17 protein-coding genes are annotated in these 19932 nt (G+C 36.5%); 2 read left to right on the top strand and 15 right to left on the bottom strand.

The features are described from left to right. Positions 1-37: 37 nt before the first annotated feature. Positions 38-823 carry a (S)-ureidoglycine aminohydrolase gene (gene allE / locus I589_RS01255; protein WP_010769956.1) on the bottom strand — a complete coding sequence of 262 codons (786 nt, stop codon included), beginning with the start codon at positions 821-823 and terminating at the stop codon, positions 38-40. A gap of 33 nt (positions 824-856) precedes the next feature. Continuing rightward, positions 857-2074, bottom strand: a complete 1218-nt coding sequence (gene allC, locus I589_RS01250) for an allantoate deiminase (protein ID WP_010769957.1) — start codon at positions 2072-2074, stop codon at positions 857-859. A 172-nt stretch (positions 2075-2246) separates the two neighbouring features. On the opposite strand from allC, the gene I589_RS01245 reads away from it, so the two are divergent. Further along, positions 2247-3062, top strand: a complete 816-nt coding sequence (locus I589_RS01245; RefSeq protein WP_010769958.1) for an alpha/beta hydrolase — start codon at positions 2247-2249, stop codon at positions 3060-3062. A gap of 111 nt (positions 3063-3173) precedes the next feature. On the opposite strand, the gene I589_RS01240 is transcribed toward I589_RS01245, so the two are convergent. The 10 genes from I589_RS01240 to I589_RS01195 all read right to left on the bottom strand — a co-directional run bounded on the left by I589_RS01240 (position 3174) and on the right by I589_RS01195 (position 15382). After that, the gene (locus tag I589_RS01240; protein ID WP_010769959.1) at positions 3174-4568 is read right to left on the bottom strand and encodes an alpha-L-fucosidase; all 1395 of its coding nucleotides are present in this window, start codon (positions 4566-4568) and stop codon (positions 3174-3176) included. A gap of 14 nt (positions 4569-4582) precedes the next feature. After that, a complete protein-coding gene (locus tag I589_RS01235) occupies positions 4583-5419 on the bottom strand; it encodes an MBL fold metallo-hydrolase (protein ID WP_010769960.1) in 837 nt (278 codons plus the stop codon). A gap of 11 nt (positions 5420-5430) precedes the next feature. Next, positions 5431-6561, bottom strand: a complete 1131-nt coding sequence (locus I589_RS01230; protein ID WP_010769961.1) for a glycoside hydrolase family 88 protein — start codon at positions 6559-6561, stop codon at positions 5431-5433. Positions 6562-6575: 14 nt separating this feature from the next. Further along, positions 6576-8519, bottom strand: a complete 1944-nt coding sequence (locus I589_RS01225; RefSeq protein ID WP_010769962.1) for an alginate lyase family protein — start codon at positions 8517-8519, stop codon at positions 6576-6578. A gap of 4 nt (positions 8520-8523) precedes the next feature. After that, the gene (locus I589_RS01220) at positions 8524-10290 is read right to left on the bottom strand and encodes a glycoside hydrolase family 35 protein (RefSeq protein WP_010769963.1); all 1767 of its coding nucleotides are present in this window, start codon (positions 10288-10290) and stop codon (positions 8524-8526) included. Positions 10291-10308: 18 nt separating this feature from the next. After that, positions 10309-11133: a carbohydrate ABC transporter permease gene (locus I589_RS01215; protein ID WP_010769964.1), complete on the bottom strand. Its 825-nt coding sequence runs from the start codon at positions 11131-11133 to the stop codon at positions 10309-10311. Next, on the bottom strand, positions 11123-12013 hold the full coding sequence (locus I589_RS01210) for a carbohydrate ABC transporter permease (protein ID WP_010769965.1): 891 nt from the start codon (positions 12011-12013) through the stop codon (positions 11123-11125). Before I589_RS01210 ends, I589_RS01215 begins: the two co-directional genes overlap by 11 nt. 220 nt (positions 12014-12233) lie before the next feature. After that, the gene (locus I589_RS01205; RefSeq protein WP_010769966.1) at positions 12234-13562 is read right to left on the bottom strand and encodes an ABC transporter substrate-binding protein; all 1329 of its coding nucleotides are present in this window, start codon (positions 13560-13562) and stop codon (positions 12234-12236) included. 178 nt (positions 13563-13740) lie between these two features. After that, positions 13741-14742 carry a LacI family DNA-binding transcriptional regulator gene (locus I589_RS01200; RefSeq protein WP_010769967.1) on the bottom strand — a complete coding sequence of 334 codons (1002 nt, stop codon included), beginning with the start codon at positions 14740-14742 and terminating at the stop codon, positions 13741-13743. Positions 14743-14764: 22 nt separating this feature from the next. Further along, positions 14765-15382: a YitT family protein gene (locus I589_RS01195; RefSeq protein ID WP_010769968.1), complete on the bottom strand. Its 618-nt coding sequence runs from the start codon at positions 15380-15382 to the stop codon at positions 14765-14767. Between the two features lie 707 nt (positions 15383-16089). On the opposite strand from I589_RS01195, the gene I589_RS01190 reads away from it, so the two are divergent. Further along, the gene (locus tag I589_RS01190) at positions 16090-16650 is read left to right on the top strand and encodes a hypothetical protein (RefSeq protein WP_010769969.1); all 561 of its coding nucleotides are present in this window, start codon (positions 16090-16092) and stop codon (positions 16648-16650) included. A 273-nt stretch (positions 16651-16923) separates the two neighbouring features. Here I589_RS01190 and I589_RS01185 read toward each other — a convergent pair whose 3' ends face one another. The 3 genes from I589_RS01185 to I589_RS01175 all read right to left on the bottom strand — a co-directional run bounded on the left by I589_RS01185 (position 16924) and on the right by I589_RS01175 (position 19931). Then, complete coding sequence (locus tag I589_RS01185) at positions 16924-17451, bottom strand: potassium/proton antiporter family protein (RefSeq protein ID WP_010769971.1); 528 nt, start codon at positions 17449-17451, stop codon at positions 16924-16926. Between the two features lie 491 nt (positions 17452-17942). Beyond that, the gene (locus tag I589_RS01180; RefSeq protein WP_010769972.1) at positions 17943-18806 is read right to left on the bottom strand and encodes a ketose-bisphosphate aldolase; all 864 of its coding nucleotides are present in this window, start codon (positions 18804-18806) and stop codon (positions 17943-17945) included. Positions 18807-18833: 27 nt separating this feature from the next. Further along, positions 18834-19931 carry a PTS fructose transporter subunit IIC gene (locus I589_RS01175; protein WP_010769973.1) on the bottom strand — a complete coding sequence of 366 codons (1098 nt, stop codon included), beginning with the start codon at positions 19929-19931 and terminating at the stop codon, positions 18834-18836. Position 19932: the final 1 nt, after the last annotated feature.

Below are 19932 nucleotides of genomic sequence, written 5' to 3'. Positions count from 1 at the left end.
TATACTTAGCCGTTTTCTCGGCTGCACAAGTTCTTAATTATAGCTGTGGATCGCGATTGCAGTCTTTTGAATATACATAAGCAAGTGGTTCTCCACGTCCTACTGCATAAGCTGCCTGTTGAACATACGCTCCCATAAAGATATAGTCCCCTTTTTCAACTGGGTACCACTGATTATCTAAGTTATACATCCCTTGTCCGCTTAAAAGATACGCCCCATGTTCTTGTACATGAGTTTCGATGTATCCGTGACTAGCTCCAGGTTCAAAAGATAAAATATGCATGTTCATATCAAAGCCTAAATCTTTTGGTAAAAGATCCCACAACAGAACATCTTTCATTCCTTCATATTCAATTGGCTCTAACTGATGAATAGAATTGACCACTTTATGTGCCTCATAACCTTCAAGTGCTTCATATCGTTTCTTATATAAGAAGACTTCTGTATCTTCTGCTTGTCCATTTTTCATAAACATTTTTACCCCTTCTGGGTAATATGCATATCCGCCAGCTTCCAAAGTATGTTCTTCTTTTCCGTCTGTAACCACTAACTTTCCAGAAATCACATAAACCAGTGTTTGAATCCCTTGTCCGCCAAATCCTGTTTCTTGTCCGCCATCTTTATGAAATGTAATAATATAATCAACAAAGCCTGCACCTAACTGTGGAGAACCTAGAATCGATAAATCACAGTTCACAAACCCAGGAACAGTATTTTTTACCAGTCCATCATGTGGAATTAATGCAAAATTCCCTTTTTTAATCACTCCGCGTGATTGTAATAAGTCGTTTGAATAGCCCATTCGTTCATTTTTATAGCCCATATCTCTTACCTCACATTTTCTTCTCTAATTTTATTAATAAGCTAGCTCATAGAGGGTATCTGCTAAGATTTTCACGCCCTCAACTAAGTCTTCAAATTTTGTTTCTTCTGCTGGATTATGGCTAATCCCGTTAATACTTGGCACGAAAATCATTGCTGTTGGATAGTGCGGTGCAATCACTTGTGAATCATGCCCAGCACCACTGTGCATCATTTTATAGCTGTAGTCTCCTTTTTTTGCCTGCGCTTCGATTGTTGAAACAATCTGATCATTCATTGGGACTGGTGCTTCATCCATCCATAAATCTACTTCAGCAGTCAGTCCTAACTCCTGAGAAATTTCTTCAATTCTCTTTTCCAAGTCCGTTGTAAAACGAACTAATTCATCCGCATCAGTATGACGGCAATCTATGGTAAATAGAACTTCTCCTGGAACGACATTCACTGTATTTGGCTTTGGCTCAACCTTTCCAAAAGTTAAAACCAGTGGGTCTCCTACAGCTTTTGCCTTTTCAATTGACTCATGACAAATCTTTGCAAATCCATAAACTGCATCATGTCGATAGCCCATAGGTGTCGTTCCTGCATGATTGGCTTGTCCTTTTAAAACTACTGTGTAACGACGTTGACCTGCAATATTGTTTACCACACCAATTTGTAACCCTTCATTTTCTAAAACATTTCCTTGTTCAATATGGATTTCTACAAATGCATCAATATCTTCCCGACGCGTTTGCTTTTCTTTAAAATCAAATCCTTGTCGACGCATTTCAGAAACGAATTCGGCTCCATTAGAGTCAACAATTCCTTCAACATCTTTGTTTATCGCTTCTCCTACAAAGTTTTTACTTCCCCAAAATACGGTAGGAAAACGACTGCCCTCTTCTTCTGCCATTGAAATCACTTCCAATGCTTTTTTCGGCTGGCCATATGTGTCGATTAAATATTCCATCGCTGTCATCGCAGCAATCACACCAAATTGACCATCGAGTGTTCCACCATTAACCACTGTATCAATATGCGAACCAGACAGGATTGTTTTTTTGCTTTCCGAACCTTCTTTACGTCCAAATAAATTTCCGACCTCATCAAAAGCTGTCTCCATTCCAAATGACTGCAGCTCTTCAACTACCCAATTTTGTGCAGCTTTCCATGAATCTGTATAAAGCAGGCGCGTCATTCCACCTGTAGGATCGTTCCCAATTGATGACAGTTCCTCAATTCTGCGTTTTAATGTATTTGCTAAGTCCATTTCTTCATTCCTCCGTTCTTTTTCACAAATCTATTGTAAGCGGTTGCCAATAGATATTTCATTGTACAATATAAACAAAAATTAGGTATTTTTTGTAAGTTTGTGACATAATTTTATTTTTTTTATTCGTATACTAGAGAGAGAATACTGGAATAGAGAGGTTTTAAAAAAAATGAAAAAAATTATTTCACAAATATCTAAGTATAAAGAGCTTCCTATAAATTATAGTTTCTATCCCTCAGACCTGACGGATGCGCCAATCATCATTTATTTTCATGGGGGCGGCTTACTTTTTGGGCAACGAGACGATCTTCCTGATGACTACATTTCCTTACTAGTAAACAGCGGTTACCACTTTTTAGCGATTGACTATCTTTTAGCACCTGAGTCCCAATTAACAACTATTTTAGAGGTATTGACTGAAAGTTTGTTCCATTTATTAAAACAATTTCAAGTCAAAACCTACCATTTCATGGGACGTTCTGCTGGCTCCTATTTAGCTTATTATCTCATTCGGCAAGGATTTGAACCACAGTCTTTTCTTTCCTTCTATGGATACTATCAATTAACGTTACCTGAATTTTCTTTGCCCGCTCCTTTTTATTTAAGCTATCCGTTTGTTTCTTCAACAGCGGTAGAATCTTTTATTGGGACAGCCCCTTTAACTCACGGAAATATGAATAAACGTTTCCCAATCTATTTGTCTAGTCGCCAAAGTGGAAACTGGCTGAACTATTTAACAACTCACGATAAAAGAGAGTACTTTTCTTTAACTGATACTGACTTGATGACGTTTCCGCCAACTTTGCTTCTCCACTCGTTGAATGATCCTGATGTTCCCTATCGACTCTCTAAAAAAGCATCCGAGTTGATTCCAAACAGCCAGCTGATTTCCATTAATGGAAATCTGCACGATTTTGATAGAGCCGTGACTAGTGAAACACTCGCGGTTTATCAACAAATTGTCGCGTTTTTAAATGCAACTTAAACAACTACTTCCTCTCATTAAAAATCCTTTCCATACAAAAAAAGAGAGATAGTCAGCCTATTCTTGACTGAGTACCTCTCTTTTTGTTTGATTGTTTTTTTCTGTAACTAGCTATCCTTCGCTAATCACATTCAATCCTTTTATTGTATAGTTTCCTCTCACTTTCGTTATTCGAATAGTGAGCTTATTAGTCATCATTTTAGGGAAAGTTAGGATTTTTTTAGCGCCTATTAATTGTCCTTTGTAGACACAATGTTCCTTTTCCTGTTGATTCACTAAAATTTCATACCCTTCTACCTGTTGCCCTTGAGTAATATCTTCTTGTAAAATGAGCCCACTCACTTCTTCTTCTGCCGACCAACTTATGGTTATCTCAGCAGGATTTTTTGAATCATGGTGATTTTCCACATATCTGTACGTCTCTTCTTCTTGTATAAATTCATTCACACGGATAGTTGCTGAGCAGAGGAGTGTTGTATCCGATAGTTTATCAATCTTCTTTCCAAGTTCTGTCAACACCTTTTGGTCAACAGGAGAAATTAACCCTTTTTTCATAGGCGGAACATTTAAAAGAAACGTTGCATTTCCTCCTACTGATTTTTTATAAATTGAAAATAATTCTTCACTACTCTTAACTTGGTCATCCTCGTGCGCATGATAGAACCAGCCCGGTCGAATAGAGGTGTTGACCTCTGCTGGATACCAGATTAAAGATTCGTTCGTATTTTCCAGTACTTCTCGACTTCCCAAATCCATATCTGAAGAAGTTGCTTGCCCAAAAATCCCATCCTCTGTTTTTTGTGATTTTTCTATTGTTCGTTCAGCAAATGTCAGGCTTTTTGGTACAACACTCCATTCATTTGGACGCGTTTCTCCTGCCTCATTTCCAATCCAACGTACATCTGGTCCACAGATAGCCATTACCGCATTAGGTTGAAGCTGACGTACACAGGAAAAATAGCGCGCCCATTGATAGCGCTGCTGTTTTCCTTGCGCTTCTCCATTTGCGCCGTCAAACCATACCTCAAATACATCTCCGTAATTTGTTAATAGTTCCGTAAGCTGTGCTACATATAAATCATCGTAGCTTGGTCCAGTTCCATAAGAAGCAGCATTTCGATCCCAAGGAGACAGATAGATACCAAATTTTAGCCCTTCTGATTGGCAAGCTATAGAGAATTCCTTCACTATGTCCCCATTTCCCTCTTTCCAAGGGGTATTAGCTACGGTGTATTTGGTTGTTTCGCTGGGCCATAAACAAAAACCATCATGATGTTTACAAGTGAGGATAATGCCCTTCATCCCAGATTTTTTTAGGGACTTGACCCATTGATGACAATCTAAACTTTCCGGATTAAAAAGTGATAATGGTTCATCCCCAGCACCCCATTCTCTATCGGTCATTGTATTCATACCAAAATGAATGAAACCGTAGAATTCTAGCGCTTGCCATGCTACTTGTCTTTTTTCTGGACGAACTTCAGACATTTCTTTTACAGTTACCATATCCTTCACCCCTGTTAAATCTCAATGGTCATTCCATCATAGGCTGTTATCAATTGATACTCATCTGCCATATCCTTCATTTCTTCATAGGTCATCCCGCCATTATGTGAAAAATGGCTGATGATATTAATTGTTTTTTCATCGCATAAAGATCTTTTTTTCAACGCTTCAATTAAACGCAGATTTTCATGGATATTCATATGAACGCCACCTACATAGTCTAATCCTTGCCCTGTACAATCAAGAGAAATCGCATCAATTTTTAACTGATTTGCTTCCAAATAATCGAGAACCTCTTCTGAAGGAAATCCCGTATCATGTGTATAAAACAAACGTTTTCCATCCCGTTCAATCACATAAATGAAGCAATCATTCTCTTGTTTTCCATGAACTGCCGGCAACGTATATACTGTATACTTTCCAATCAGATACCTTTCAAAAGGAGCCAATTCCTTAAAGTCAATTCGCTCAACATCTGTCATCTCCTCAAGGTCAAATGCACGATCAAAAAATTGTCGTACTGTTTTATTCCCGTAAACCGTCAGCTTTTTCTCTAAATCATTCGCATAAGGTCCCATTCGAAAAGCTAAATCTTCTGCATAAAAATGATCACTGTGCCAATGGGTAATCAGTAAGTGTTCAATATCATTAAAGTTCAAATTATGTTCCCGCAGGTGTAGATAACTATCTCCGGGAAAATCAATGAGTAAATCGCCATCATCAATCATTGTCTGCGTCTGTGTCCGAAGCTCTCGTCCACCTTTTTCACGCGCATAATTACAAACGCGGCAATTACAAAAAATGCCAGGGACTCTTTCTGCTGCTGCAGTCCCTAAATAATGCAATTTCATATTTTTTCCTCCTACCAGTAAGTGGCCCAGCTTTTATACATTCGTATTAACGCTTCAAAATAAAAATAATCGCCCCATGTCGTACATTCGTCAATTCCAGTACCTCCCGGCTTTGAATATACCCCTTGCACTAATAAGCCATTTGATTCTGGATAGTCCTTTGTCGTGTATGTTCGTAAGCTACTTAAAATAGCTTGTGCTTCTTGCTCATAGTGCGTTCTTCGTTTATCCGTAAGCGGCAGATGTTTTGCCAGCTCCAGCAGTCCGCAAACAGCTATCGCTGAAGCAGAGGTGTCTCTTTGCTCTGTCGTTCCTTCTTGAAAAATCAAATCCCAATAGGCAATCTTATCAGCAGGCAAATGTGTTAAATAATAATCAGCTAGATGAGCGGCAGACTCCAGCAATGAAGAATCTCCTGTATGGGTGAAGCTGATAGGAAAACCGTAAATCCCCCATGCTTGTCCCCTTGCCCAGCAAGAATCATCTGAAAATCCCTGTGCAGTTGCCCCATAACGCGGCTTGCCTGTTTCAATATCCATATAAAATGTGTGGAAAGTAGAATAATCCTCTCGAATTAGATAATTCTGCGCACGTTTTACATGATTTTCTGCGGCTTGCCGATAAATAGGATTCCCCGTTTCATCAGAGGCAAAGTATAAAAGCGGCAGATTCATGTTGCAGTCAATAATCATACGGCCTTGTTGTTCTTTATCAGAGACATCGCCCCATGCCTGAAAAATTTTAGCCGTCTCATCATATCGACGCATCAAAACGTCTGCTGCACGTATCGCTAGCTCTCTAGAGGATTCAGTTTTGTTTTCTCTATAATCAGCAACCGCAGATAATGAATATAAAAAGCCAATATCATGGTGATTTAAGACAATTTCATCATCCAGCCGTTGCTTAAAAACAGCTAATTGTTTCGTAATAACTCTTTGAATTCGTTCATCTGGCCGGAAATTTTGTGCTAAATGTAACATGCCAATCCAAAATCCATCTGTCCAATCTTCATTTTCTACCGCAGGATAGATGTAATTTGTAGAGACTGCACTTGGTACTTTTGTTTCAAATAATGTCAGATTTTCTAATATTTTTTTATAGACGTATTCTATTTCCTGCTGAATCTCTGATTTTGTTAACATATCCTTCTCCTTCGTTAATATAAGACAATTTGGTCTGACTCTGTTAGAACAATTACTCGCCCATAGTAATAGTTTCCTTCAACTAAGTAGGCTCTTCTTCCATTGTCTGGTTCCTGATGTTGGTTAATGACCACTATTTTTTTGCCGTTTTGCAGGTGAATTTTTACCGCCTCTACCACATCTTCACCTAACTTTATTCCATCAGAATAGACTGGGATTCGTTCAACTTCTTTGACAACCTCTTTTGGTGAAAGGATGTAGGTGCTTACCGCAGATTTGCTGATGCACCTTTTTATGATTCCACATTTAATAGCTCTTTTCTCATTATATACCGAAGAGACTAACTGTTCTTTCACTTCTAATTGAGCTTCTTTATCCAAACTGATTAAGTTATAGCCTAACTCCGTTGAACTAAACGCTTGCTCACACATGCATAAATCCGTTGAATCAAAATGAAAAAATGTCTCAATCTCATGAGCTTTTTGACAAATATACGTATCACTAATTATACTGAATCCTTCTGGAAAATGAATGAGCTTTCGATTTACATAGACTGGATCTGGCAAATAAAAATACCCTAAATGTCCACCTTCAAAAAGTTGGATTCCTTTTTTCTCAATCAAACGCTGATTGATAGGTGTTGCTACTCTCGTGCTATCCCACGCATCTTGATGTTGATGAAAATTCTGATGATCGACAATCGTTGTATTATGTGCACTTGCTGCTTTAAATGCTAATCTATTTTTACTTACAACGTAGCTGTAACGACCTGAATCAATTAATATCTCTTTCCCCTCATGAGAAAGAGAAAAATGAAGTAAATCGTCATGACCATGTCCGCCGCCTAATGGTCCACATTTAAATAGATGATAGTCCCTAGGATTTTTATGAATCATGATGCCTGCTTGATGAAAATAGTGTGTTGCCGCTTGGACTAAAAATTGATTACTCACAGAAAAGTGCCCTCTACCTAAAGATAACTTAGCAAAATAAACAGGCTCTGCTGCTTCATCAGCTGTCTGCGTCAACATTGCTTCTGCGTACTGAAGAATACCCGTCATATCTTCTATGTCACTGTCTCCATAAGCAGGTTGTTTTCCATTCGGTTGAACAAATATACTTGCAGCTTTTGCCAACTTTTTCGCATAATGGATGATACTCACAGGTACTCTTCTTTCCTCACGCTGACCTAGTTGAATGATTTCCAGCATACAAAGCAGCACTTCATTATGATACGTAAATGACTGTTCTCGTTGCATGCCATCTTCTTCTACTTGAAGTGCTAATGATTTCTCCAGATAAATGAGACTCTCGCTCTCCCATTTTTGACTGTCAGAAAATGATGAAAAAGCAATACTCGTCCCATATAAACCTGCAATTTCTAATATCTGCCAGTTGCTTTGTCCTCTTTCGACAGATAGGTTTTCATAAATATAGCGTGCTTGATTTTCAATCGCTGTGACAAGAACTGCTGACAGCTGTTCAGAAAAGAGAGGAAGAAAACGATGGATTTCAAAAATTTTCAGCCAATTAATTAAACGTAGGCCCACATCAATTGTTCGCCAACTGTACCTTTTTGTTTCTTCAGTCAAAGGATTCGCTTTGCAAAAAGCTTGCAAAAACTGTTCTAAATACTGTTGATAGCTGTCGTCATCGGTTAATAGATAAGCTATCGCAATATCTACTAAAAAACGATGACGATTTAACATGTAGTTCCACTCCATATCGTCATTTGGACTCGTTCCCCACTGAATCTCTTCCAAATTCCAATAGACAGGAACCTGCGTCTTCTCCATATCCCAATCATTATCAAAATAATAACAGCCTGAAACAAACCGCTGACTTCTCTTAATAAGCGCATTACAATCTTCTGGATACGTTGTCCACAACTCTCTTTTAAAGATTTGTAGCTCTTCTTTGGTTGTACAATTAAAGAATCCTTTATACTCATTTTTCATGGCTTTACTCCATTATTGGTTCTTCTATCAAGTCGATTTGCTGAATCGCTATTCCTTCTGTTTCAAAAATAATCAATTCATTTCGTCCTTTTTTCCAAAAATAATCAGCAATATACAATGTTTTTACTGGTCCTTCTTTCCAGTAACGCCCCATATTTTGACCATTAACAAATACAACCCCTTTTCCAAACTTACTACAGTCTAAAAAGGTATTGATTGTCTCCTCCAGCTCTATCTCCACTTTGAAAAAGCTTGGCGTAGCTTCATTTGAAGGCTTAGAAAAATCAATTTTAGCTAGCTGTTCTGGTAAAAATTCTAAGCGATAATGCGCCCAGTCTGAGAGATAATGAATATCCTCCATTACGCCTCCACGAATTCCTTTTCTCTGTGTGTCAGCGACTAACTTAGGCCCATAATTATTTCTGCCCATATTTTCAACTAAGAGACTTAGCTCATTTTCTTCTTTTGTTAATTCTACAGAAATCTCTTTACCTACATCTTCTTGATATTGCGTAGCGATAAATTCTTGGTTCACAAAAAATTGTATCCGATCCAAAGCATCTACTACTTTCAATTTAGGAATAAATCGCTTTTCTTGTAGCTGACTTCGATATAATGTGTACCCATAATTTTGGTTTACTTTCTCCATCGGCAAAGTATAATCATTCATGAATGGTTCACTTATCTCTTCTAAAACTGAAAATAGTCCTACACTTTCTTGAACAGGAAAAGTACCTAAAGCAGTCATTTTTGGATAGGTAGGGACACTTATTTCTGCCGCAGGAACCTCTTCTTTGATAACCTTTTGAATCGCGAAATATTTTTCTGTGGGTGCACCCCATTCTGTTAATAAGGCATCATAATCATACGAGGTTATCTGAGGTTCATTTTTTTCTCCCGCATCAGAACACCCATTGTAAAACCCGTAATTTGTTCCGCCTTGGAACATATAAAAATTAATGCTTCCTTTTTTCAGTACGCTTCGCACTTCTTCTGCTGTTTCATTTGGCTCCCTTTTGATAATTGGTTTTTGCCAAGAGTTAAACCAGCCGTCCCAAAATTCCATACACATATAAGGTGCGCGTATATTATGCTTATCTTGATAGGCTTTCAGCCACTTAAAGTTTTCTTTTGCATCTGAACCAAAATTAGCCGTTGCAAAAATCCCTTCTTCTGGCAAAGTGCCTGCATCTAACACTTCTTTCCAGCCGCCATCAGAGGTGAATAATGGAATGTCTAGATATTTGCGAAGTTCTTTTACCAAAAATTTTAAATAGGTTTTATCTTCTCCATATGAGCCATATTCATTTTCCACCTGAACCATCAAAAGATTTCCGCCCTGCGTGAACTGATAAGGGATTAATTTAGGCAATAATACTTCATAATAGTCTGAAACTGCCCCAAGATAGTCTGGATGCTGACTGCGAATTCTCATTCCGTCAGTCGCTAATAACCACGCTGGTAACCCGCCAAAATCCCATTCTGCACAAATGTACGGGCTAGGCCGCACAATGACATATAATCCAAGCTCTTGTGCACTATCTAAAAATTTGGTTATATCAGCTAATCCTGAAAAATCAAATACTCCTTTTTGAGGCTCATGTAGATTCCATGGTACGTAAGTTTCAACGCAATTACACCCCATGGCCTTTAAATTATATAGTGTTTGTTTCCACTGTGTTGGCGGGATTCTAAAATAATGAACGGCACCCGAAATTATTTTTACCGCCTGATTGTCAATATAGAATTCTTCTTTTATCTCAAAATTCATCCTGCTGCTCCTCCTGCTCTACTTGATTGCTGAATCTAGACCATTTGATTTAAACTTGGATTGTAAAAACATGTACAGTAAAACAATCGGAAGAACCGATGTTGCTAAAATTGCCATTAATGCGCCATAATTTAGCGGATCATAATTGTTTTGTGTCATATTTTGAATGACTAAAGGAATCGTAAATTTTTTGGAATCTGATAGAACAATCAACGGAATTAAGTAAGAATTCCAATACCCCATAAAGGTAAGCAGCGCAGTGGTAATAATACTTGGCGTCAACACAGGAACAGCAATCTTCCAAAATATTGTCCATTCACTCGCTCCATCAATTCTAGAAGCCTCCATTAATTCATTAGGAAATTGCTGCGCGTATTGCCGCATCATAAAGACAGAAGTAGTAGATGCAACGCTTGGAATAATCACTCCGGCAAATGTATTGGTCAACCCAAACTTACTTAAGATATAGAATGTAGGGATAAGTGTTGCAAATCCGGGAATCATTCTGGAAATCATCACTAGATTAAAAATCAGCTGACTACCTTTGAACCGGTATTTTGCCATTACATAACCTGCAAGAGTGGTCACCAATGTGGAAACTGCTGTTCCTATAATCGTAATAACAGCAGAATTAATTAACACACGAATATAGTCATACTTTTCTTGCACTTCTTTAATATTCTTTAAAAAGTGAGGACCAATTGTAAAATTAATTTTTTCCCCTAAAATAACGTCATTTGATTGGGTAGAGGCTATCAACATATAAATATACGGCAATGAAAAAATAACTAGACCTACCAATAAAATAAAATAGATAAGTAATGGGTTTAATTTACGCTTCATTATTTTTTCCTCCTACTATGAATTGAACGATAGATAAGATTGCTGCAATAATCACCATTGTCCAGGCAATTGCAGACGCTTTTCCGAAATCAACCATCTCAAAACTTGTTTTATACAAATTCACACCTACAGTTACTGCAGATGATTCAGGACCAAAACCATTTTTAAATAAAATATTAGGGACTTCAAATGCACCTAATCCGTTGATTGTTGATAAAATCATTCCCATCAAGACAACTGGTTTTAACAACGGAATAGTAATTTTAAAGAATTTTTGAATACTGTTTGCGCCATCAATATCCGCACTTTCATAGATTTCGGAGGAAATATTTTGTAGTCCGGCTAAAAACAACACCGTATAATACCCCACATTCAGCCAAACTGAAATAATGATAATTGATACTCGTGCCCAAAAAGGATCTGTTAACCAAGGAACTGGTTCCATCCCCAAAGTAACCAAAACAGAGTTAAATAGTCCTGTTGGATTATAAAAAGTTAAAAATACTGAGGATACAGCGACGATAGAAGTGATTGCTGGTAAGTAATACACAGTTCGAAAGAAGCCTCTCCCTTTAATCGTCGGTTTGTTTAATAAAACTGAAAAAATAAGTGCTAAAAAAATAGTAATCGGAATGGAAAAGACCATAAAGATAAACACATTGAAATAAGATTTAAAGAATAATGGATCTTTAAAAATAGCAATAAAGTTATCTAGGCCCACAAAATCAATTGATGTTGAGACATTTGAAAAACTAAATCCTAATGACATAACGGCAGGGATTAATAAAGTAATGATAAAAAGTGCTAAAAAAGGCACTAGCATAATATAAGCTGCACGCGAATAATTTGTAATTCCTTTTTTCTTCTTTCGTTGTTCCATTGTTTGTACCCCTCTTCGGTTTGAAATAAGCAGTAGGATAAAATACGTTCTTTGAAAGATACCCCACTTTTAGAGACTGTTGAAAATGCAATACTCACTTTTTTGCTAAAAGAAACGCTCTTTTTAGAGGTGCTCTTTTCTCATCATTCCTCTGTGTTTTCGGGATGAATGATTAAGGTGAATAAGTGAGTGAGACAACTGTCTCACTCACTTTACCTATTTACTTGTTTACTTTTACATTATATTTTGATGCAAAATCATCTGCTTGTTTTTTCAGCGCTTCTTCTACAGAAACACCATTATTTTTGATATCGTAACTTGCAGCTTCAATATAATTGTCTAAGTCTGCTGAATACGGGAATGCGTATCCTTCAATACTATTTTTGCTAATTTCATCTAATGTGAGTAAGATTTTTTGATTGCCGTAATAAGGGAATTCTTTTTGCGCTGCTTCGCTTTGGTAAGCAGTCGTATTTGCTGGTAATCCGCTTAATTCCATATACGCATCTAAAGCATCTTTGTCAGTCAGTGCAAATGTAATAAATTGTAAGGCAGCTAGGGCATTATCCGAATTTTTTGGAACATAGTAGCTTGATCCTCCACTCATAGGAGAAAAGTTTTTCGCTTCATCTACCGCTGGAATTGCTCCAATGCGCCATTTTCCTTCATCATCTGGGTAATCACCAGCTTGGTATGAAGCTAACCAACCACCTGCAAATATTACACCGCAATCTTGTCCAATGACTGTATAGTCTTTTGAGTTTCCATAAGCAACTAAATCTTCATCTTGGAGTTTTTGAATGATTTCATAAGATTTTTTAACTGAATCGTCCAATAAGTTCAGATTTCCTTCTTTATCAAATAAAGAAGTGCCTTGTTGCTCTGTCAGATATTTTACCAAGTCTAACTCGCCTGTATCTCTCATGAATAATAGTTTTTTACCTGTTTTTTCTTTCAGTTTTTTCCCAGCTTCAATTAATTCATCCCAATTTTTCACTTTTGTCATATCCACTCCAGCTTCTTTAAAAGCGGCTTCATTATAAAACATAGAGGCATTTCCCCAGTCATTCGGGAAACCATACACTTTTTTAGAAGGAGCAACATTTCCAAGCATGTTCATTTTTGCACTGTAAAAGTCATCGCCATACTCTTTGACAAATCCGAAATCTTCAGAAGAGTAAAACAAATCTTCAAACTTTTCAAAAACTGAACCAGCATTACTATCCTGTAAGAAAATCAAATCCGGCATTTTTTCATTCGCAACTAATTTAGGTGTCACTTTTTGGACCATTGGAATTGCGGGAGCAACATCCACCGGTTTTAATTCTAACTCGGTGTTGTATTTTTTATTGTACAGCTCAATAGATTTTTGCAAGTAATCTGTATTCTTTCCTTGTGGTACATAAACCTCAATACTTGCTTTTTCCACACGTGCTTCTTTAGAAAGCTCCTTGGCAGACTCTGCCTTAGAATCTCCTCCTCCACAAGCCGCTAAACCAACAATCAACAATACTCCTAAAGCTCCACTTACCATTTTTTTCAGGTTCATAAATTTCCCTCCTATATTGTAAACGCTTTATTCATTTCATAGAATACACGAAAGTAATCGCCAGGTCAATAAGTTTAGTGAACTTTTTACATTTATTTACTGAACTTTATTTAAAAAAGAAAAAAAGAAGGCCTCAGACCCTTACGCAGTCTAGATTCCTTCTCTTTTATTTCTCTTTTTAATTTCCTGTACTTCCACGTAAACTTAGCTCTGTCGCAATAATTAGTTTTTTCGCCACTGTCCGCTCAGTTTCTAATCTTTCAAGCAACAATTCAACACTAGATTCTCCCATTAATTCCGTATGAATTCTAACAGAACTTAAGGTTGGAAACACGTACTTTGCGACACTTGTATCGTTAAATCCGATTAATGACACTCTTTCCGGGACAGCTATTCTTTCTTCTTGAAGTGCCCGCAATGCACCCACAGCAAGGGGATCATTTGCAGTAAAAAAGGCGGTCGGTAAATCCTCTTTGAAGGTATGAATCGCTTGTTTCATCATTTCATACCCGCTCTCTACATCAAAGCCTCCTTGAAATACATACTCCGAGGTATAGACACCCTTCAAGCTTGCATATTTTTCAAACGCAATTGTTCGTTTATCCTTGCCAACTGGATGCGTCGACAGCGTTTTTCCATAGTCAAGCCCCCCAATAAAGCCAATAATACTATGACCAGCTTCAGAAAAAAAGTCCACAACACTGTTCACTGCCTGATCAAAATCAAGTGAAACGGAGTCATGTTTAGCAGATAAAATATCCATTCCAACAAATACTAAATTATCTGTAAAATCGATTAATGACTGTTGTTGTTCAGGGGAGCATTCTCCGATAGAAATGATACCGATAACTTCCTCATCAAAAAAAAGTTCATCATTTTTGAAATAGCGAACAATCTCATATCCCTCATCCAATATTTTTTTTTCAGCACTCATTCTTAAAGAAAGATAATACACATCATCTAGTTCATCTTTTTCTGTCATCCATTGAACAATTGCTACTTTCCCTTTATCAATGACTCGGTTTCGCTTATACTTTGTATATTCTAATTTTTCTGCAGATTCAAATATCCTTTTCTTGGTCTCATCACTCACAGATAACGCCTGGTCAAAGTTTAATACTCTGGAAACCGTCGTTTTAGACACTCCTGCTAAATCTGCTATATCTTTGATTGTTGCCATATACACACCTCTTTTTATTCTCTTATCTCTTACTATCCTTTTTTAATAAAAAATCTAACATGTATGAATTTACTAAACTAAATAAAATGCCTATCACTACTGATTTTACCCCATAAGTTAGAAATCCCAAAGCAAGTACGCCAAAATTTATATAGCGAATACCACGTGCCACACTAAATTCAGGATTTTTTTTATTAATAGCTAACGCAATAACATCCATTCCAACAGTTGAAGCATTTGCTGAAATACAACAGTAATACCCTACTGCAATGAAGATACTTGCTAAAAAAAAGTCCACTACAATATTTACTTGCAAGTTTATGTTCATCAAATAAAATAATGCAAAAAACAGGTTATAACAGACACTACTGACAATTGATTTAAAAAAGTTGCCTTTTCCTAAAAAAAGAAAGCAAAACAACAATAAAAAAGCGGTAATTACAGAAGTAAGATAGAAAATTTGAATACCCGTAACTTTTTCCAAAATCATTGCTATGCTTGTTACCCCACCATTTATGATACCATCTGGCTTCATCCATTTTGCATATGCAAGTCCCAAAAAAACATTTCCGATGATTACTTTCCCAACAGCTTTTATCTCTGTATTTGCCAATTCACTACTTATTAGCGCTTTTTTCACTTTACCCCCTCCAAATAATAAAAATACGGTTTCATCACTATAAAATATAGACTACTTAACCAAAACAATCAATAGTTTACTGAATTTACAGTAAACTTTTTTAATTCAAAAAATATATGCGTGCGGAGCGAACTTTCTTTTCCGTTCTTCTCTCTGTTCCAGAACTATGACAGACAGGTTAATTACCAATTGCCCGTTTACTTTAGTTTTTGAACAAAAAATCCCCACTCCATCAGGTGAGGATAGCTAATTGTTTATCAGCGTAGTTGCCTTATTTTGCTGATGCCTTGCCTACTCAATTATTATTAGTATCTCATTGCATCAATCGTTACCTTTAGATTCTAAGGAAGCGACTAATTCAGTTCCTTTTGATTTAACAAGTACTTCTTCTACAGCTACCTCTATTTAAGTATTTAAATACGTTATAAATCGATGAAAATATTGTTCAGATACTAGTTTTAAAAGCTTGAAGTATTTTGTTGAAGGTCAAGCTTCAATAACTATTAGAAAAAGTACTACTATACTTTAATAAAAATAACTTAAAAATTATAAGACATTTTTTATATCATCGCTGGCTATTAAATATATACTTCATTAGAGTTATTTAATCGTACATACGTCAATATATAATTATAAACTAATATAAAAAGTATCAAAAGAGAATAGAATGTCGGTGTCCACAATATTGATTTAGGAGGGGAAATATCATGAAAAGGTTTAAAATTTCAAATTTTTTTTGCTACATGACAGCGGTTATTATGGCAATAAGTCCTTTTGTATTCTCCGGAGCCGTGGTTCACGCATCTGAAGTATCTAAAAATAGCTCAAGTATCATGACTAGTTCTAAAGCGGCTACCTCTGATTTATTAGAATCTGAAACTATTTATCAAGATGAAAACGGAAACGTTTTTACCGAAAGTGAAATAATTGTGCAATCAAGTCCCTTTGATCCTCGTCTGCAACCTTTTTCTTCTGCCAGTGTAATTAGTATCGGGATTTTGTGGACGTATACTTCAAAAGCTGATGGAACAAAGTTAAAAAATGCTTTCAGGAAAGCAGCTACTGCGGAAGGTATTCTAGGGATAACTGCCGCAATTGCAGCGGCCGGTATTGAAACAGGACCGATAGCAGCTATATTGGCAGTGATTGCCGGACTTGGGGCTTTAGCTTTTTCTAAGCGCTTTACTGAAGGAGCTAATTTGATTGCAAGCCATCCCAATTCTGGTAAAATATATATGTATTTAGATCATTGTACCTATAAAAAATAAGAGCTTTAGATAAGGAGGATATTATGGACTATTGGTTTAGTATTCCTATATTACTTTTCGTGTTCTATATGATGACTAGAAAAAAAAGAGTTACGTGGAAAAATCAAAAAATAGCTTATATTATCCTTGCTCTTTCATTTGTCTCTATTTTCGCGATAGTTATTTATCTATTTATTTGGTTTAATTGATTAGACAGACTACTCTAAGTGACGAACAATTTACAACTCTGCTTGCTTCCTGGCTACTATCACCCTCTACCACATTAGCAAATAATTATTCATACATATACTTTAACCAGTATTCTTCAATTTTGGAGAGAAACTCTTTTGTAGGATAGCTGCCTCGTAAATCAAAGGTGTGACAAGTGCCATCAGAAAATTTCACTTGATATTTATAGAGAACTTTCACTTTTTTAGATTCCTGTTTAAAGAGCCCCACATCTGAAACTTCCTGCCATGTTTTCTTCAACAATTGCCAATTTTCGTGATAAACAAACCCTTCCTTATCCATTCTATAAAGAATCCCCTTATTCTTTCTCATAAAATCAATATCTCGTATCCCAACATAAATAAGAGCACCTGCAAAGTATAAAAGAAATCCTGCAAAGAAAATTGTTCCTGTCAGCAGCGCTATTCCCACAATTAATAAAGAAAAAAGACCATTTTCCATGTTGGGCTCACGTAAATAAGGGAAAACAAACCAAATAGCGACTCCCAAAACGAATAAACTCATTACGATACCAATTCCTATCTGTTGAAAGCTATTTTTCCACGTGATACGAAGCTCAAAAACATCCTCCATCTATTACGACTCTCTCCTTTTTGTTTTTGTTGTGATGTAACCCGTGCTTCACCAAAGCTTATGACTACTATTTTTCTATAAAATAATAGTAACAAGTTCCTCAATAGAATACCATCTTTTGTCCAATATCGCTTCACTTTCATTTAATTTTTCTTATTAAAAACTATCTTCTAAAGAAATTTTACCATCCGAAAAGGAAGCGTTCTCATTGAGCGAAAACCTTTTTAACTCTTCAAAAAAATCTATAATCCAACCTTATCAACTGATGAAATTCGATTCATCTCCTTTTTTGCTCTTATCGCCTTCTATACATGATATATGATAGAATTGAAGGCTTTTCAATAAAACTGAAAATCTCCCTCTTCATCTGTTTCTTTCAAAAACAGATAAAGAGGGAGACTATCTTGGTTCTCGGAATTAGCTGCTTCTACTCCTATCTCCAATCAACTTTTTCATTTTATTTTTGCCTTACGTTGAAGAGTCCACTCTTCTTAATTAAAATATTTTACTTTATCAACTGAATTAAACAAATTCATTTTATCCTCTACCACTGCTTTGGATTCAAGAATACATGGAGGAAATACAGTGTTTGGCTCCCAGAAAAAATCGTTGTTTAAAACGTCTTGCAATTTAGCAAAATATGGCTTCTTAATGTCACTCGAAATGTTGATTTTTTGAATTCCTTTTTCAACTGCAACTCGTAATTCATCATCTGAGTTTGAAGATCCACCATGCAACACTAATGGTACATCCACTTCTGCTGCTATTTCACTTAATAAATCTAATTTTAATTTAGGAACAAACCCTTCTGGATAAATACCATGCGCTGTTCCAATTGCAATAGCAAGTGTATCCACTCCTGTACGCTCAACAAACTCTTTCGCTTCTTTAGGTTTAGTATACGTAATCTCAGTTACACCCCCTTCTATAGATGCTCCTGTATCACCGATTGTTCCTAATTCTCCTTCTACAGAAACGCCTACTGTATGAGCAAGATCCACTACTTTTTTGGTAATTGCTATATTTTCTTCAAAAGCAAGTAAGGACGCATCAATCATGACAGAAGTAAATCCATGATTAATTGCGGTTATAACGTCTTTCACCGAACCGCCATGATCCAAATGAAGTACAAAAGGAACCGGACTATTCCATAATCTTTCTCTAACATACGCAATAAATTCACCTGTTACAAAACTTAGCTCATCAGGATGAATAGCAATAATAGTTGGTGCATTTAATTCTTCTGCTTTTTCTACAACTGCTTTAAAAATATTAGCATCTGATATATTATACGCACCTACAGCAAATTTATTTTCTTTCGCTACTTTTAACATTTTTTCCATTGAAATTAACATGTTTTTTTCCACCTTTTTTTATTATTTTTAATCATTTAAACTAAATCCAGATAAATCCATTTCTTGCTCTTCTTCTAATTGAGTAGAATCATACTCTTCATCACTGATAGTTTTCTTAATCACCAACAAAATGATACCTGTAACAACTGATCCCGCTATTAAGGCTAGCAGTCCAACAAATGGCTTGGTCATAACTGGAATAACAAAGACGCCTCCAGACGGCACGGGTGAACCATTTTGGAAATAGAAGTTAATTGCTCCTGCTATCCCAGTCCCCATACTACAAGCAAAGACTGTACGTAATAAATCATTCATTGCAATCGGGATGACACCCTCTGTAATCATTGTTAAGCCCATAGGAAACGCTACTTTAATAGCATCTTCTTCTACTTTTGTGAATACTCTCTTATTACTAAATTTAGAAAATAGCCATGCAAAAGTTACGCCAATTGGTGGTACCATCGCTCCAATTACTTTAATTGCCTCTGGTTCAAGAATCCCTTCCATCAACAGACCATCCGCCATTAAATTAGGGACTTTACTGATGGGGCCGCCAAAATCAAATGCGCCTAAAACGCCGAAAATAAACCCATAAACAAATCTTGATGACTCATCTAAACTATTTAAAAATACAACCAGCAATTCTGTTATCCAGGCAATAGGTCCTCCGATAACAAAGAACATAACCAGTCCAATAACAATTGAAGAAACTGTAGGAATAATCATCATTGGCATTAAACCATCTGCCCATTTAGGTACTTTCCATGTTTTCTTCATCCATAAAATAAAGTAACCTACTAGGTATCCTCCTATCATCCCTCCCAAAAAACCAGCACCTAATGCATTCGCTATCATTCCCATTAAGAATCCCGGAGCAATACCCGGTCTCTCAGCAATTGAATACGAAATATATCCGCCAATAAATGGTGCTAATAAGCCCATCCCCATTACGCCCAAACTAGTCAATGCACTTGCGATTGTAAAACTTTGAGTATAATCCTCGATAACTTGTCCACCCATCAAGTTACCTATAGCAATCAACAAACCAGAGGCTACAACTAATGGCAGCATATAGCTGATGGCTGTCAATGCGTGTCTCTTTAATTCATTCAACGCCTTTTTCATG

Origin of the sequence: Enterococcus phoeniculicola ATCC BAA-412, assembly GCF_000407505.1 — a bacterium.
Lineage (GTDB): Bacteria > Bacillota > Bacilli > Lactobacillales > Enterococcaceae > Enterococcus_K > Enterococcus_K phoeniculicola.
This window is presented reverse-complemented; position numbering and strand designations above follow the sequence as displayed.